Annotated in this window: 10 protein-coding genes and 1 pseudogene; 5 read left to right on the top strand and 6 right to left on the bottom strand. The window is 66.3% G+C overall.

Annotation, left to right across the window (positions count from 1 at the left end; translation table 11 throughout):
* Positions 1 to 57: 57 nt before the first annotated feature.
* From atzF to MMR14E_RS05490, 4 genes and pseudogenes are all read left to right on the top strand, one after another.
* Positions 58 to 1,649, top strand: a pseudogene (atzF, locus tag MMR14E_RS05505) (allophanate hydrolase).
* Between the two features lie 115 nt (positions 1,650 to 1,764).
* Positions 1,765 to 2,772 carry a dienelactone hydrolase family protein gene (locus tag MMR14E_RS05500; protein ID WP_331313195.1) on the top strand — a complete coding sequence of 336 codons (1,008 nt, stop codon included), beginning with the start codon at positions 1,765 to 1,767 and terminating at the stop codon, positions 2,770 to 2,772.
* 330 nt (positions 2,773 to 3,102) lie between these two features.
* On the top strand, positions 3,103 to 4,194 hold the full coding sequence (locus tag MMR14E_RS05495) for an acyltransferase (RefSeq protein ID WP_331313194.1): 1,092 nt from the start codon (positions 3,103 to 3,105) through the stop codon (positions 4,192 to 4,194).
* Positions 4,195 to 5,087: 893 nt separating this feature from the next.
* Positions 5,088 to 5,588, top strand: coding sequence for a hypothetical protein (locus MMR14E_RS05490; RefSeq protein WP_331313193.1), 501 nt, complete (start codon positions 5,088 to 5,090; stop codon positions 5,586 to 5,588).
* Positions 5,589 to 5,851: 263 nt separating this feature from the next.
* Here the strand turns inward: MMR14E_RS05490 and MMR14E_RS05485 are convergent, their stop codons facing one another.
* The 3 genes from MMR14E_RS05485 to MMR14E_RS05475 form a co-directional block, all read right to left on the bottom strand.
* Entirely contained in the window at positions 5,852 to 6,364 is a 513-nt protein-coding gene (locus MMR14E_RS05485) for a hypothetical protein (RefSeq protein ID WP_331313192.1), read from the bottom strand.
* A 1,519-nt stretch (positions 6,365 to 7,883) separates the two neighbouring features.
* On the bottom strand, positions 7,884 to 8,108 hold the full coding sequence (locus MMR14E_RS05480) for a hypothetical protein (RefSeq protein WP_331313191.1): 225 nt from the start codon (positions 8,106 to 8,108) through the stop codon (positions 7,884 to 7,886).
* Between the two features lie 318 nt (positions 8,109 to 8,426).
* Positions 8,427 to 9,185, bottom strand: coding sequence for a sugar transferase (locus MMR14E_RS05475; RefSeq protein ID WP_331313190.1), 759 nt, complete (start codon positions 9,183 to 9,185; stop codon positions 8,427 to 8,429).
* Between the two features lie 1,190 nt (positions 9,186 to 10,375).
* Here MMR14E_RS05475 and MMR14E_RS05470 point away from each other — a divergent pair.
* Complete coding sequence (locus MMR14E_RS05470; protein ID WP_331313189.1) at positions 10,376 to 11,521, top strand: glycosyltransferase; 1,146 nt, start codon at positions 10,376 to 10,378, stop codon at positions 11,519 to 11,521.
* Positions 11,522 to 11,643: 122 nt separating this feature from the next.
* Here the strand turns inward: MMR14E_RS05470 and MMR14E_RS05465 are convergent, their stop codons facing one another.
* The 3 genes from MMR14E_RS05465 to MMR14E_RS05455 all read right to left on the bottom strand — a co-directional run bounded on the left by MMR14E_RS05465 (position 11,644) and on the right by MMR14E_RS05455 (position 16,573).
* Positions 11,644 to 12,987 carry an FAD-dependent oxidoreductase gene (locus tag MMR14E_RS05465; protein ID WP_331313188.1) on the bottom strand — a complete coding sequence of 448 codons (1,344 nt, stop codon included), beginning with the start codon at positions 12,985 to 12,987 and terminating at the stop codon, positions 11,644 to 11,646.
* Positions 12,988 to 13,570: 583 nt separating this feature from the next.
* A complete protein-coding gene (locus MMR14E_RS05460) occupies positions 13,571 to 15,046 on the bottom strand; it encodes a hypothetical protein (protein WP_331313187.1) in 1,476 nt (491 codons plus the stop codon).
* Between the two features lie 144 nt (positions 15,047 to 15,190).
* Complete coding sequence (locus MMR14E_RS05455) at positions 15,191 to 16,573, bottom strand: polysaccharide biosynthesis/export family protein (RefSeq protein ID WP_331313186.1); 1,383 nt, start codon at positions 16,571 to 16,573, stop codon at positions 15,191 to 15,193.
* Positions 16,574 to 16,758 lie beyond the last annotated feature (185 nt).

Genomic DNA, 16,758 nt, shown 5'->3' with positions numbered 1-16,758 from the left:
GCCGTATCCCGTCGCGCTCGCGAACCTGTTCCGCCGACCTGAGAACGAGGAGCCGCCGTGCCCCCCTTCCCGACGATCCCGCTCCTGCACGCGGCCTACGCCGACGGCCTCGACCCGCGCGCCGTCGTGGCCGAGGCCTACCGGCGGCTCGCCGCGGTCAGCGATCCCGGCATCTTCCTCGCGCTCGTCCCGGAAGCGGAGGCGCAGGAAGCCGCGGCGGCGCTCCCGCCCTTCGACCCCGCGGCGATGCCGCTCTGGGGTGTGCCCTTCGCCGTGAAGGACAACATCGACGTTGCCGGGCTGCCGACCACCGCTGCCTGCCCGGACTTCGCCCACACCCCCGCCGAGACCGCGCCCGCGGTGGCGCGTCTCCTCGCGGCCGGCGCGATCCTGATCGGCAAGACCAATCTCGACCAGTTCGCCACCGGGCTGGTCGGCCTGCGCACCCCCTACCCGGCCCCGCGCAACGCGATCGATCCGGCCTACGTGCCCGGCGGGTCCAGCAGCGGCTCGGCCGTGGCGGTGGCCCACGGGATCGTCGCCTTCGCCCTCGGCACCGACACCGCGGGCTCGGGCCGGGTGCCGGCCGCGCTCAACAACGTCGTCGGCCTGAAGCCCTCCCTGGGGGCGGTCTCCAGCCGCGGGATGCTGCCGGCCTGCCGGACCCTCGACACGCTCTCGGTCTTCGCCGGCACCGTCGCGGACGCCGACGCGGCCTTCCGGGTCATGCTGGGTCCGGACGGGGCCGATCCCTGGTCGCGGGCCCTGCCGGTGCCCGCGGCGCCCACCGGCCTCCCGCCGGGCCTGCGTCTCGGGCTCCCGGACGCGGCGAGCCTCCGTTTCGGCGGCGACAGGCTCTCGGAGGCGGCCTTCGCGGCGACGGTCGCCGATCTCGAAGCGCTCGCCGGGGCGGCGGCACCGGTGGATCTCGCGCCGATGTTCGCCGTCGCGGCCCTGCTCTACGACGGCCCGTGGGTCGCCGAGCGCTACGCGGCGATCCGCCCGGTGATGGAGACGCGCCCCGGGATCCTGCACCCGACGACGCGGGCGGTCATCGCCGCCGCCGAGCGCCACAGCGCGGCGGACGCCTTCGCGGGCCTCTACCGCCTCGCGGCGCTGCGCCGGGCCGCGGACGCGGTCTGGGACCGGATCGACGTCCTCGCCGTGCCGACCTACCCGCGCCCGCAGACCTGCGCGGCCCTGGCGGCCGACCCGATCGGGCCGAACAGCGAGCTCGGCACCTACACCAACTTCGTCAACCTGCTGGACTGGTGCGCCCTGGCGGTGCCGGGGCGGCCCCGCGCCGACGGCTTCCCCGCCGGGATCACCCTGCTGGCGCCGCGCGGCTCGGACGGGCTGCTCGCCGCCCTGGGCGCGCNATCAGCGCCAGCGAGCGCGGCCGCTGGTTCCTCGCCGAGTACGCCCGGCGCAACCGGGGCGCGGAGACCGAGGTGTGGGCCCTGCCGCCCGCCGCGTTCGGACGCTTCGTCGCCGCCATCCCGGCGCCGCTCGGCATCGGCACGCTGCGGCTCGCCGACGGCACGGCGCCCAAGGGCTTCCTCGTCGAGCCGGCCGGCCTCGACGGGGCGGCCGACATCACGCGCTTCGGCGGCTGGCGCGCCTACCTGGCCGATCGCGCGGCCGCGTAGCCCAGCGTCCCCGGGACTGACATCGGCCCCCGATGGGAAACCGGTTCCGGTCCCTCCCGCGGCGACAGGGCGCCCGCGCCGCTGCTAGGCTGCCGGACGGTGGCGGAGGGCTCCGATGCGGCGATCGATCCTGTTCCTGGCGGCCTGCCTGCTGGCCGGCATCCCGCGGGTGGCCTCTGCCGAGCCCGCGCCGGACGGCGTCGCCGATCTCGGCAGCTACGCCGCCCGCGTGGAGGTTCACCCCTTCGAGAGCCTGACGCTGACCGACCGGCAGTTCCTCACCGGCACGTCCGAGGGAGCGAAGCCCGTCACGGTCGCGGGACTCCTGCGCGTCGCCAAGGCGGGGACGGAGCGCCTGCCGACCGTGATCCTGATGCACGGCTCCGGGGGCCTGGGCGGCAACATCGAGTTCTGGCAGCGGGCGCTGGCGGCGCGCGGGATCTCGACCTTCGCCATCGACGGCTTCACCGGGCGCGGCCTGACCAGCGTCAACACCGACCAGGGTCTCCTGGCGCGCACGAACCTGATCCTCGACATCTACCGGGCGCTGGGCGTGCTGGCCCGGCATCCGCGGGTCGACCCGGCGCGGATCGCCGTGATGGGCTTCTCGCGCGGCGGTCAGGCCGCGCTCTACGCGAGCCTCAAGCGCTTCGACGCGGCCTGGAACCGCTCCGGCGTCACGCCGGCCCTCTACCTGCCGGTCTATCCGGACTGCTCGATCCGGTTCCGCGACGACATCGCCGTCGTGGACCGGCCGATCCGGATGTTCGGGGGCAGCGGCGACGACTACAATCCCGCCGCGACCTGCGCCGCCTACGCGGAGCGTCTGAAAGCGGCTGGTTCCGATGTCGACCTGACCGTCTATCCCGGGGCGCAGCACGTCTTCGACAATCCGACCGGGCCGAGCCAGCCCGTGGTCGCCAAGGGCGCGCAGACCGTCCGCGCCTGCGCGATCCGCGAGGCGGCGGACGGCGTCCTCGTGGAGGGCGCGAACGCCGCGCCGTTCACCTACGCGGACCCGTGCGTGCAGCGCGACCCGCATATCGGCTCCGACGCCGCCGCGCGCGCCGCGGCCCTGGCGGGGGTGTCGGACGCCCTCGAGGCGGCCTTCCGGGCCCGGTGACCGACGCTGGCAGACCGGGGACAGCATTCCCTGTCTGAACATCGGCGATCCCGGTCGATCCGGGACCGCGCCCGGATCCGGCGCCAGCCAGCCCGCTCCAGATCCAGCGGATCGAGAGCGGACGGGCCGTCGACACGCGATGGCCACAAAGCCCAAACCTAATGCAAATTGTGACTCCATAAGTGCGGAACCGCCCAAAAAGGTGACTCTGCGCGGCACGGAATCCGGTGATCGTCGCGGCTGACTGCATTCGCTGAGACGATCGGATGTTCCCGTGCGCCACGTGACACGACCGATCATCGGCGGACCGAAATGTGAGTTCCCTCTCTCATGAGTATCCCTACCCCGCGTGTCGAGAGAGGTGATCGAGGGAATAATTTCGGCTCCCTCCGGATCGCATTCGCGTTGCTGGTCATAATCGGACACGCACCGGAACTCATTGACGGCGATCGCGGGCGCGACTTCCTGGTCCGGATGACCGGCAGCTTCTTCTCGGGAGACTTGGCCGTTGACGGCTTCTTCCTGATCAGCGGCTACCTGATCACGAAGAGCCTCCAGTCCTCACGCTCGCTGAAGACTTATCTATCCCGGCGCGTCGCGCGCATCTATCCGGGTTTCATAGCCGCGTTCATCGTCTCGATGCTGCTTTTCGGAAGCTTGGCGGGCGGGACGCTGAGCGACATTCCGGTCGTCAAGAGTGTCACGAAGCTCTTCATTCTCGGCTTGCCTGTCGTCCCCGGAGCGTTTGCCGGCCTGCCCCATCCAGACCTCAACGGGTCGATGTGGACGATCTCGTACGAGTTCCGCTGCTACTTGTTCGTGATCGGGATCGGCGCGCTCTCGACGTTTGCCGGACGGCGTTACTGCCTCCGGATCATCGTCGGGATCGGCGTCCTCTACGGCCTTCGTCACGCGATGCCGGATATACCGCACGGAAGTCCCATCTTCGGCAGTTCGAGCGCAACGATCCGACTGACCTTCATCTTCCTCGTGGGATCTGCGTTCTACATCTGGCGGGACGTCATTCGTCTGACGCACCGCGGAGCTCTTCTGGCGCTGATCGCGTGCACGGGGCTCCTGTTTGTCCCCCGTCTCGCGGAGCCGGCCTTCGCGATCTTCGGCGGATACCTGATCTTCTGGTATGCGCTGGCAACGCCGGCCAATCATCTGAGCCAGTGGGTCGACCGCACGGACCCGAGCTACGGCCTGTATCTCTACGCGTGGCCCACACAGAATCTCCTCATTCAGAAAATGCCCGGGATCACGCCGCTTTTATTGATCATCATGACCATTCCGATCGCTTTCTGCTTCGGGATCGCGAGTTGGCACTGTATCGAGCGGCGCTTCGTCCATCGGAATGAGGCGCGCCAGCCGAACGCCGGATATGCCGACCCGGATGTTCTGCTCCCGAGGCTCCGCTAGGAGACGGCCGTGCCGATGTCCCCGGTCACGCGTCAGGCACGATGCGCGGATCCGAGTGGGGCGTTGTTGCACCGGAAAGCGGCGCCGCGCGCGGGACAATCCCCATCGCGAAGCTGAGCCGAACTCTTTCCGGGGGCTCCGTCGTGGCGCCCCTGAGCGCTGGCTGAGCCGAGCCGCTCGATGGCGCGATGGCAGGGATCAACACCGAGCGTGATCGCGCGTGGAGCCCTCGGGTCATCCGAGTGAGACAACTCGGACCCGGTCGAAACCTCGAGAGGTAGACGAGCCCCCGACGCCAAGCACGTCGACCGTGCCGGCGCCCTCCGCATGTGTGCAGTGCGTCATCCATCCCAGCAGACCACATCGCCTTCCCAGCTCCACGACCTGTGCCTCCCGGACGAGTGCTGATCCCGTGCCGAGCGAGGCCAGTACACGCATGTGTTTCGACACAGAGCCGGCCCATCGGGGCAGCTTTTGACCCGCCCGCCGCGCGCGGGCCCGTTCTCACCCAACATGAAATCGTCCGCCGCGATGTGCCGAACCTTTCTGCTTCGAGCAGAAGGAGAACTCGAATCCATTCGGCACCTTCAAAAGTTCGGCCACATCCCGATTTTTAGGATTGTCCTACAGCAACGCAGCAGCCAAGGCCCAAATCGGGAACCAGTCTTGGAATTCGATATCGGCGGCCAGCACTCGGCAAATCTGCTTCCGCGAAGAACGGCGCTCCGGACCCCATACTACTTTCGGCTAACGCGGGCTTCGGAGACTGCTATGAGCAGTTTATAAGGGTTGGACTCGGGTAGCCCAACACTGGTATGTCGGGTCCGAGCTTGGCTAGAATGGCCCGGCGCAGCGCGAGGGCGGCCATGGCTTTCAGACGGATCGGAACGCTCATGGTGGTTCTGACATCGAGCGCGTGCTCGCATGCGCCGCTGATGCCGACCGCCTACAGCGCCTTGCCGCCTCCCACAGCGATGCCGGCCGCAGCCCCATCGACGGGGGCGCTCGTGGACGCCGCCGCACCGCGTGCTGAAGCCGATATCGGTCCCCTGCCCGTCGTCATCCCCGGCACGCTGAAGCTCAAGGATGCAGAGACCGGCCAGCGCGGCGTGAACCCTCTGGCGGCACTCGACGCCTCGGTTCGCAACCGCATGACCTGGAAGAGTCTCCACCCGGAGAACCTGTCGAAACCAGCGATCTATCCCGGCCTGTCCCGGATGGCGAACGGTGTCGACGTCGGAGAGACCTCAGCCACACGGAAAGACAACATCCCCGGCTTCGATAGAGAGCTCGCCACGAAGAGGATTATGTCGGAATACAATCGCGAAGCGGCGATGGCAGCGCTCCTGAAGGGCGGCCGCGACGCTGCGAAGAGCGTCTGCTCAGGCTGCTAGCATCCCTCCGGGACGCAGCCCCCGGGCAACCGGCGACGTCTCTGGACCGAGCGGGAAGCACGGGGACGCTTCACCGCCCCGGCCGTCCTGCCGGCGACGCCTCAGGCCGGTGAAGCGGCGATCCCTTTCGCCGTGGATCCCCGTCGCCGACGCTATCCCGAGGCCTGCCCACGAATTCTTTCCGCGGAAGATGCCGGCGATCGCGCCCGCGCCGTGGATGCCGCACCAGCCTGCTCCGGCACTTTTCGACGCGCGGCGAGACCTCAGAAGCGCGGCGAGAAATTCATTCCCGTCACGACGGTGAACACCGGTGGCGTGCGGTCAGCGAGTTCAATGCGAGCGGGATCTTGCGACCGCTCTGTCTGAACCGAGGGGCAGAACACGGCAGACGGCAGTTCGGCCTTCGGTGAGAGCACCCGCTCCAGAAGAGCCGGTCTCGTCATCGCGGGTTTCGGATCCAGCCACGTTCCGGGCATCACCTGCTGCCCACAATTGCTGACGACCGCCTCGTGCATCGTCCCGTCGATCGCGGCGGACACCACACAACTGGCGGGGTGGTACACCAACTCGTACTGGAACTTCCTGCTCCCGTCGGACTCGGTTCGGAACCGGTTGTCCAGGACGACCACCGTGTTGGGCCGGTCGGTCGTACCGACGACATAGAGCCGGCCGGTGGTGATGGCAGCGACCGTGATATCGGAGGCCGCCGAGGCGGACATGCTGAAGACAAGCGTCAACACTCCGGAGAGCGCCGCAGTCGAAACCGAGCCGAGCATCCTGCCCTCACCCCAACCCGTGGCCTTTTCAGACCCTACGCAATTGTATCGCGTATATCGCGAGCCGCGGTCACTCTCTGAACAGCGGGTCCCACGGACATCCTACCTAGCGATGACCGGTGACCATCACTCGATAGAGGTACCTCGACCTCTCATCCACCGGAATATCGAACTCACCGGATCGCAGCCCCGGAATCCGAGCGCTGACCCGCGCATGGTCGCGGAGCCAAGATCTCGCAGACGCGGTGGATGCTTACGCGCGTCGATCAGCCGGAGCATCGTTCGGGTCGCCTTCCGATACCGGGATTCGCCACCTCCCAGATCGATGGTCGAACCCTGCCCGCCGGGTCCGTCGACGCGCGCACTTGCCTGGGCTGTCGGCGAGCGCGGAAGTCAACGCGACGATGCTCGCCCCATATTGCCTCCGGTAGCGGCGCCGCGATCCGTGCGCGCTCGAACGGGATGGAGGCGGTCCGCTCCGACGGGAGTCGTCTCAACAACAATGCCGGCCGGTCGCACGTGAGATCGACGACGCTCGGCGCCTCGAGCAAGCCACGGGCGGCGCTCCGGCGCCGATCGGCGTGCGCTTCACACGCCCTCAGACTCAACCGAGCCGATGACGCGGCAAAGGCAGCGCAGGGTCGAAAATCAGAGCATCGCTAAGACACAACATTTAGATATTTCAATATATAGTAAGCCGCACCGGAGAGCATCGCGGCGGCAGAAAACCAGATCAACACCAATAACGAACGATCAAAATACGCGACGTCGCAATCGGCATAGTTTGTGGCACAGGGAACGCAGTAGATCTTCGAACTCTCCACTTTTGCCCCACACGTTTGGCAGGCACCGATTGAGAGGGAGCGCTCGTTGGCCGTCATTCTGCGCGGGCGCAGAGGCCGGCCAAGATGCCAGCGCCGGACGGAAGCTCCTGTCTCCCAAAATCTCATCCAAGCACACACCGTTCCGCATCGGCAAATTACAGTGGATCCAATTGAGGATACGTCGCGCTTCGCCAGATCTGGATGCAAATAAAGAAATTACATCGAGATGCGAATATTGTCAATATCGCTTGAACTGCGCCACGGGGTCCGAACGCCAGCTGAGGCACGTCGGAGATCGTGCACCCGCGAGGCGCCTGGACCTCCCGGAGCCCGATCTTGAACGGGCGCCCAGGTGGAAGTTCCGCTCGACGTCACGAATCGAAGGCAGGTCGCCGCCTGCATCGAGCCGCGAGATCCAGTGCTCATAGCGACGACCGGTAATCGGCAGGGCCGTTGGCACAGGACAGGCTTCCGAGCGATCGAACCCGTCGGCGCTCTCGATAGGACCGGCTGCGATCACGCCCGCGGTTGAGGTCTGGCTCACCCGCGGCAGCGGTCGACGCAGGACCGATCTATCACTGCGGCGATCGGGAGCCTGAAGGGTGGCTCCCGCCTCACGGGCCCATCGGATGGTCGTGCCTCAGGATGCGCCGCTCGAACCGGACAGGCGTTCGGCTGGGGAGATGGTGCGCGTGTCAGGAGCGCTTCGCCGCGGCGGATCGACAGCGCAGGATCAAGTGCGAGCACTGGCACCACAGCCGAGTGGGAAGCCAGTACAGCGCCCCTGCCACGCCGAGGCCTGCGCCGATCAACACATACGCGCGTGCGAGAAGATCGAGGATCCAGCCGGGCGGCTCATCCGGCTCGATCCGGTCATACCAGATCGGATCCTCGTGCCGGCACGGGTCATGTTCGGCCATCGCTGGAACCCTCAACAGCCCGATCCGGCGCTCATTCGTGGAGTAGCAAGGGGTCGACCGGGATCGGTCCTGCCGTGGCCGAAACCCGAATTTCAAGCCCCGCGCCCGCTGTCGATCGCGATGTCGCCGGCGTCGGACCAGGATGCGCGGCACGCCCCTTCGACGGTCGTCCCACCGATCCCGCTCGCGCGGCCTGGCTCGGGCTGCGCCGTCGAACCGGGCCACGGTCAGCGGCGGGAGAGCGATCCGCGCTCCGAGCGCCCCAGGTCCAGCGGCGATCCGACGAGGAACGGGGCCGCGGGCCGCCCCGCCCGTCCCTCATCGGCTTCCGCGCTGCGCCAGGACCGCGGGAACGGTGCGCAGCATGATGGCGAGATCCCGATGCAGGGTCCACCGGGTGGCATAGTCCAAATCCAGCGCGACGCGCTCGGCATAGGTCGTGTCCGAGCGGCCCGAGACCTGCCAAAGCCCGGTCACACCCGGTGGCACGGCGAAACAGGTGGGGAATGCCCGCCCGTAGCGGGCGACTTCGGCCGGCACGATCGGGCGCGGACCGACGAGGCTCATCTCACCGCGCAGCACGTTCCAGAGCTGCGGCAGCTCGTCCAGCGACGTCTTGCGCAGCACGTAGCCGATGGCGGTGACGCGCGGGTCGTCGCTGAGCTTGTGTGTGGCCGCCCACTCGGCCCGGGCCTGAGGATTGGCGGCCAGATGCGCCGCCAGGACGGCGTCGCCATTGGTCACCATGGAGCGGAACTTCAGGCAGCCGAAGCGGCGCCCGTCCCGTCCGACGCGCATGTGGCGGAAGATCGGCGCCCTGCGATCGCCGGCATAGACCAGCGCGGCGATCAGCAGCAGCAGCGGCAGGAGCAGCAGCAAGGCCGTGGCCGCCACCGTGACGTCGAGGCCGCGCTTGGCGGCCCAGCCCAGTCGCAGACCGCGCGCCACGAACGGCGCCGTCGGCAGCACGGCCTCTGCGACAGCCTCTGCGGCCTCACCGACTTGGTCCGCCAGCTCGACCCCGTACTGCGGTGCACGCAAGGCGGGCTGAAGCGGTGGACCGACGTCGCGCAGCATGGTTCGGGCTCCTCGTGACGGCAGGCGGCCGCCGGGGCAGCAACGGTTAATCAATTGTTAACACTCCGATATCAAATCATCTGGCCTGTTTCAAGCTGAGCCACAGCCTATATGTCAGTATATTTTTCCATGGAAATTGTAAGAATAGATCTGGATCTTGCAGGTTGAAGTACAGTGGCGCGGCGCCTCTGGTTCACGACATGGCCACGAATCCGGCTCGATTCCCCGATCCCCGCAATGTCGAGAGACATCCACCCTGGCCGGATGCTCGCGGATCATTGTGCACTGCGTGCGTCGCGGCCGAGGAAGGCCGCGCATTCCACCGGTTGATGGTCGAGAGCTGAGCGACTCCCGCCTCTGTGCTTTTCCGCGCGGGCGGGCCGTCCATCCGGATCGGGACGACCTCCTGGGGGAACGCTGTGCAATATCCAGGGTGCCCGGCGCAGGCATCCGGGCCACCGCCGCCGCGGCGATCGCCGGGATCGCCGCGGAATGACTCCGCGAAATCAATTCCGCGCCGGACACGACCATGACACAGCGGGGTGCGGACTCGACGGGTAGACCGCCGTTACAGTGCGTCAGACGCTGCCGACGGGATGCGGGGCGTGCCGCATCGGCGGCATCGGCCTCCCGCGCCGCAGCAGAACGCGCAGGTGCGGCCATGTTCCGACGCCGTAGGACTAATCACTATGGCGGCGGGTCCATCGGCGTGACCCGGATGGCCGAAGTCAGTATCCTGCGGATGGCTAAGCGGCATCCAACGTGCAGGAGCGGCCACAATGCCGAAGTCAGTACGGGTTGGGGCGGCTTATGATGCAGGCGTCGAGAGGGAACATGATGCCGATCGGAGCGGCGCGCAGAGCGATCTCCGCCTGCTCGGCCGGCCGCGGCGAGGGCAAAGCCTGATGCGGATCCCGATCGTATCGGGCAAGCCGGCTCGCCCCGCCTGCAACGCCGAGCCTCAGGGGATATCGTGAGACCCGTTGAGACCTTCGAAATTCGTCGACCCCGGCAGCGCCCCAGGCTCGGCTCTCCCTGTTTCAGCCGATGACGCCCGTTTCCGATCGAGCCGAGAACATCGCAATCATGGTCCCTTGCCTATGGAGCAGCCGCCTGACAGCGACCAGCCAAACCCCTGCCGGGTGGCCCAGGCCGATCTGCGCATTGACCGGGGACGCAGGGTCTGATCGATGAGAGTCGCGATCGTCCATTACTGGCTCATCGGGATGCGAGGCGGCGAGAAGGTCGTCGAAGCCCTCTGCGATCTCTATCCGGAAGCCGACATCTTCACGCACGCCTACGCGCCCGGCTCCATGTCGCCGACCATCAGGGCGCACCGGGTCAGAACCTCGTTCATCGGCAGGTTGCCGTTCGCGACGAGCCGTTACAAATCCTATCTGCCCCTGATGCCGATGGCGCTCGAGCAGCTCGATCTGCGGGGATACGATCTGATCATCAGCAGCGAATCGGGGCCGGCGAAGGGGATCATCCCGCCTTCCGACGCCCTCCACATCTGTTACTGCCACTCGCCGATGCGGTATGTCTGGAATATGTACCACGATTATCGCGAGCGGACGGGGCTGCTCACGCGCCTGCTGATGCCGCCAGTCGCCCACTACGTGCGCAACTGGGACGCGGTCTCGGCGGGCCGGGTCCACGAGTTCATCGCCAACTCGGACACGGTCGCACGGCGGATCGAGACCTACTATCGCCGCCAAGCCAAGGTCATCCACCCGCCCGTGGATACGGCGGCTTTCGAGATCGCCCCGAGTGGCGAGCGTGGCGACTACCATCTGATGGTCGGCGAAATGGTCCGCTACAAGCGGCCAGAACTGGCGGTCCAGGCCTTCAACCGGTTGGAGCAGCCGCTCGTCGTGATCGGAGGCGGCGAGATGCTGCGCGAGTTGCGCAGCATGGCCGGCCCCCACATCAAGATCCTCGGTCCGCAGCCCTTCGAGGTCTTGAAGCACCACTACGCACGGTGCCAAGCCCTGATATTCCCCGGAGAGGAAGATTTCGGCATCGTTCCAGTCGAGGCCATGGCGAGCGGGCGGCCGGTCGTCGCGTTCGGCAAGGGCGGTGTCACCGAGACGGTCATCGACGGGGTGACGGGGACCTTCTTCCACGAGCAATCCGTCGACGCGCTGATCGATGCCGTTCAGCGCTGCCGGGCGATCGGGATGGAGCCCGAGCGCCTCGTTCGCCGCGCCGCCGATTTCGGCGTCGATCGCTTCGCGGACGAGATCAGCCGTTTCGTCGACGGAATCCTGGCTCGCGAGCGCCGGACGACGCCTCGCTCCCCGCGCGAGCCGAACCGCGCCTATCTGGTTCAGTGAGACGCTCGCGAAACTAACGGGCGGCGGTTCTGGGGCTGTGCGGAGCCGCCGAAGGGACCATCGACGAGCGGGCGGCGCCGGATCTCAAAGCGCGACGCGGCGCCCCAATCGGATCGGTTCGACTAGGCGTCCGATGTCCCGGTCGGCATCAGGTGGGCCGCGGCGTTCAGGGTCGAGACCCGGGCGGTCGGCTGGTAGTCGAAGCCACCCTGTCGTCCGAACGACTCGATTCCGAGATCACTGAGTTGCGCGCGCGCGCGCGCCACCCGCTGATGCGCCTGTCCCGTGTAGATGGGATAGGCACAGGGCACCATCTGGCTGCCCTCGCAAACCAGGTCGCCGGTGAAGAGCCCGTTCTTGGCGACATGGGCGCGAAAGTCCTGCTCGGCGATCGTCACGGAGTCGCCCGCATGTCCGGCAATGACCTCGACTCCGAAATACTCGCGCCCCTCCACCCGACCGTAGAAATCGGAGTACATGGTGAGCCGTTTCCACGCACCGTCATGGGCGAAGTTGTAGAGGATCGAACAGTCGAAGCCGCGAGTCCCGCTGAAGCTGAAATACAAGCTGATGAGCGTCACCGACTCGAGACCGGGATCCTCCTGAATGCCGCAGAGGGACAGCGCCCGAGGAATCGGGATCGTCGAGATGAGGCGATTGGCGGTGAATCGTCCGCTCTCCGTGCGGACATCGAATTGCGTCCCGCGCCGCGTGATCGATACGATCCGCTGACCGAGATGAAAGTCCGAGCCGCGCTGTCGAAGGGTCCGCGCGGCCACCTCGTAGAGGGCATTGAAGCCCTCGCGCGGCCGCGCCAGCTGCCGGTTGGTCGGACCCGGCGCGCGATGCCGGCGGACATAGCGCAACAGGACGCGGGGCGATGCGTGCTCCTTGATCCAGAGCATCCGCTTCTCGGCGAATTCCAGATCAACCCAGTCGGCCGGCACGCCGAAGAACCGCTTCATGTAGCTCTCGAGGCCGGACCGTCGGAGCAGATAATCGCCGATCCAGTAGCGCGCGAACTCCCGCGCATTCCCGATCTTGCGCCGCGCCAGGCGCGACAGAGCGGCCGACAGCACGATCCTCACGATTCCCCACGGACCGGCCCGGACGATGTCGTCACGGATCGAGAGCGGGTAGGAGGTCACGAAAGCCTGAGGCGTCAGCTTCCCCCAGGTCGGCTTGATCGGGACGTAATGCTCAAGTAGTTCTGGGAAGTATTTCAGCAGAGGAGAATCGTCCTGAAATACGAGACTTCCGATGTCGAAAGTATATTCGTTGATCGATCGGTCTATATGATTGCCGCCGAGATTTTGAAATTCGTCGATGACGGCGACCCTACGGCAGCCGAGATCGTGAAGTATCGAAGCCGAGACGAGACCGGTTATACCGGCTCCTAATATAATAGCATCAAAACACTCGTCCTCCGACTGTCCGCGACTGTCGAAGTCTGAAGATTCGGCCATGACTCGCATCGCGCCGGCGGCGACGTCAGATGATGAACGACTATACCGGAGCATGGTGGTCCGCCGGCCGGAAAATGGTGATCATCGTCGACAGCTCGAATCACATCGAGATTTCTGCATTGCTGCCATCGACTCCGGGCAGGATCTAATCATCACTATTGCCAAAGATTGCGGGTTTGTAAACAGGCCATCGCGCGCGGACCGGGGCATTGCCCGCGGTCGAAATACGGATATTGCAGGTAACTAAATTCATCCGACCGGCGCTGTTCGCTTCGCGATATCGGGAGACAGCAAGCGTCGAATATTTTAGCGAAAAACCATCATTGATACCGAAACGCGCGCGAAATAATCTTAACACTTATAGGGCGCTGCTCCAGTCCGATCGTCATCCTGTGTCGTCCCTGTAGGACTACGAGCCAATGCCATGGTGCAGCACGGCCGTCGCGGCGCGACTGCGCGGACAGAAGTTTTCTGCTGGGCGTGACGGCATTGCCGCGTGTTGCGCATCATGTACGGATGAACCCACCGCGCGCCTGTGGACGTTCACCGTCCCGTCGTTCCTGCGGATCGGCCCCAGGAGCGCTCACGTGACGAGTGATGCAGGCCGAGGCTGCTGGCGAGCGGGTTCAGGGAGCCGCGACCGCGTCGCGGCTGCGGCCGGTTCGATCGGAGCCACCGAAACACCGATATACCCGACCGGATGACGCGCGGGATAGGCGCACGCGGTGGCGGCAAAGATGTAGAACATCAAGCCCTGATCGACCGTAGGACCCGCGATGATGCTGCCGGAAAGCAGGCAGAGGCAGGCGACGCGGCCGGCAGCGCGGATATCGCTCGCGTAGGTGCGCGGCGCGCCGCGCCGAAATCCGAACACCGACGCCAGGAACAGCGCGTAGAAGACGGCTCCCGGGATCCCGACATTCGACAGCACCGCGAGAGGAAAGCTCGATGTGCGATTGGTCCCGAGGCCGACGCCCAGGCCGTTCGAGTCGACGAAGTTCCGCCACGCATAGGCGTTCCAGGCCGAGCGCTGAACGCCCGAACTTGTCTCGGCTTTGCTCAGGACGAGCGTATCGACGTAATCGTAGACGCGCTCGGCGACACCGCCGATGGACAGGGCCAGGAGCACGAGGACGCAGAGGACCAGTGGACCGGCCACCACCAGTCCGGCACTGAAACGGTCCTGCCGACGCGTGCTGCACCGCATCAGTGCGATCGTATAGAGGATCGCGATCAGCACGGCGGCGCCGACCAGGCCGGTCGAGGATGTCGACAGGATCACGAACAGCAGCGAGATCAACGCCAGAGGTCCCGTCACCGAGGGCTTGCGGCCGCACAGCCAGAGCATTCCGGTGAACCCGCAACCTCCCAGCGTCATGCCCGCGAAGGCGGAGGCCTCCGGCCAAGCCCCGATGATCCGCCGCATGCTGCCGACGCTCTCCTCATCGTGGAACGTGTACTGAGCATTCCGGATGAATTGCAGGACCTCCTGAGTGCCCGTGGCCGCGGTCAGCACGTCGACGATGCCGAAGCAGATATTGGCGGCCGCGTAGAGGATGAGCGCCTTCGCGAGCGTCTCGATCCCGTTCTTCGTGGAGCCGAAAGCGGTGATGACGCTGAAACAGACGAGATCACCGATGAGATAGATCGGCTGCGTGAAATTGCTCGAGACCGGCCCCAGGGGAACGACGCCGTCGCTGGTGATCAGATGCGACGAGGTTCCCAGCGGCACGATGTATGTCTGACCCGCGAAGAGCCGTGGCAGGATGTAGCTGCTCGCCACTCCGTAGAGCGTGAGGCAGAGGAGCCAGAAGCCCGCCTCCGGCAACCGGAGCGAACTCAGGACCAGCGTCGAGATCTTGCGGTGGAACAGCGTCGCGATCATCAGGAAGACGAGGAACAGGTGCGCCGGCTGCACGTTAGCGCCGCCCAGCAGAAGTGCCGCGGCGGATCCGAGATTGCAGAAGACCACGAAAGCGATCACGACCGATTCCCGGCCGAACAGCAGACAGAACAGGCCCGCGACGACCGTGATGGCACCTATTGGCTCGAAGCTCATGTCAGGCTGGTCCGGGCATGATCGGCGGCGGATCGGCCGTGGCGCTCGGGTGATGCATCGCCAGGCCGACGAGCCGCGACCAAGTCGGGTGATCGCGTGCCTGACCGCCGCCAGGATCGATGCGATGCGCCCGCACGGGTCATCTCAGCGCTTGGCGCTGTCGGTCGGCCGGTGCGGCGCATCCGATGCGGCCGGACCGCGGCTCACCGGAGCGTCCGCCAACCCGGGCCGCGACGTCGGGGATTGCCGCGTCTCCCCGGACCTGTCGGCCGGCTGACGCACGAGCGTCACGCGCACGACGTCGCCGGGCTCGACGGCAGCCTCCTCCGACGCGAGCCATGTACCGGCCTTCACCCCCTGCTTCCGGGTGATCTCGTAGCGCGGACTCAAGGTTTCGGACGCGTCATCGGTGTTGCCGACCATCTGGGACTCGGCATCGGCCGAGAGCCGTTCGGCCGTGCGCGTCTTCTCGTCGATCGAGGCGAGCTTCTGACGGACATCCGCGGCCTCCGACAGAGCTTCGCGGCGAAAACGGGCCTTGAGATCGATGATGTCGCGCTCGGCGCGCGTGAGGCTTTGCTGCGCGCGCAGCATGGCAACCTGCACGTCGAGCCGGCTGCTCTCGAACGAGGCCTGGCTCTGCTCGGCAGCGAGCTTGCGCGGCGCGATCGTGAGGCCCTTCGAAACCAGATCGTTGATCAGGCCGAGTTCACCGCGGCTGAGCTCGATCTGGCGGTCCAGCGTTTTGGACTTGTTATCCAGCGTACTCATCTCATTCTGGAAGCTGGTTATCGACTGTTCAATCGTCTTGATCTCGGCTTTCAGCGCGTTCCGCCGCGTGTCGAACAGGAGTTGTTCGCCGCGGACGGCCTGTTCCGCATAGGTCCTGTCCGCCGTACCTTTCAGATCGCCCCCGAACGCGATCGTCTCGGTGCCCCCGATCTCGGCTTCGAGGCGGGCCAGCTTGGCGGCCAAACCGACACGCTCTGCGGCCAAGGTTCGCAACTCGCCGCGCGAAGTGACCGCGTCGCGCTGGATGCTGCGCGGGTCGGTGCCGCGCATCAGACCCTGAGCCGTGCTCACGGCCTGCAGTACGGTCAAGCCAGGTTGATACTCGTACTTGCCGGGCTGCTGGACCGCGCCGATGATGTAAAATGGCCGGTAGGTCGCGACCTCGACGGAGGCCGCGGGCTTCTCCGCGAGGTCGGCAACCTGCTTCAGTGCGACCCCGATAGCGTTCGCAAGATCGACCGGCGTGCCGCCCGCGGCCCTGATCTGGCCGATCAGGGGCATGGACACTGTTCCATCCGCCGCGACGACGAACTGACCATTCAGTGCGGTCCACGAGTACGCTTCGCCGGTGTTGCGACGCAAATCATAGACGCGGATCGTCAGATGATCCTGGGGGCCGAGCACGTATCGACCGGCTTCGTCGGCGGCCGCATTTGCGAGCGGGCTGCCGAACAGCAAAATGCAACCCGCCGCAGCTAGACGCAGACGCATCAAATTCTCCTCGACCAGGGCCAAATCTTGAGTACAGATCCGCGCGCCGCGATCGCCCTACGGTATCTGTAGCACAGAGTTCCGCGAGACGCATTAAATCGTAGCGGATTCAGTCAGATCAGCCAAGATTTATAGATCCCAGGTCTGCCTCGCGGCCGGAGCCTTGCCCCGCCACTGGCGTGCGTTCCGCCGGAAGTTCAGGGCATACG

The organism is Methylobacterium mesophilicum, from assembly GCF_036441335.1.
In the GTDB taxonomy this organism is placed as follows: Bacteria; Pseudomonadota; Alphaproteobacteria; order Rhizobiales; family Beijerinckiaceae; genus Methylobacterium; species Methylobacterium mesophilicum_B.
This window is presented reverse-complemented; position numbering and strand designations above follow the sequence as displayed.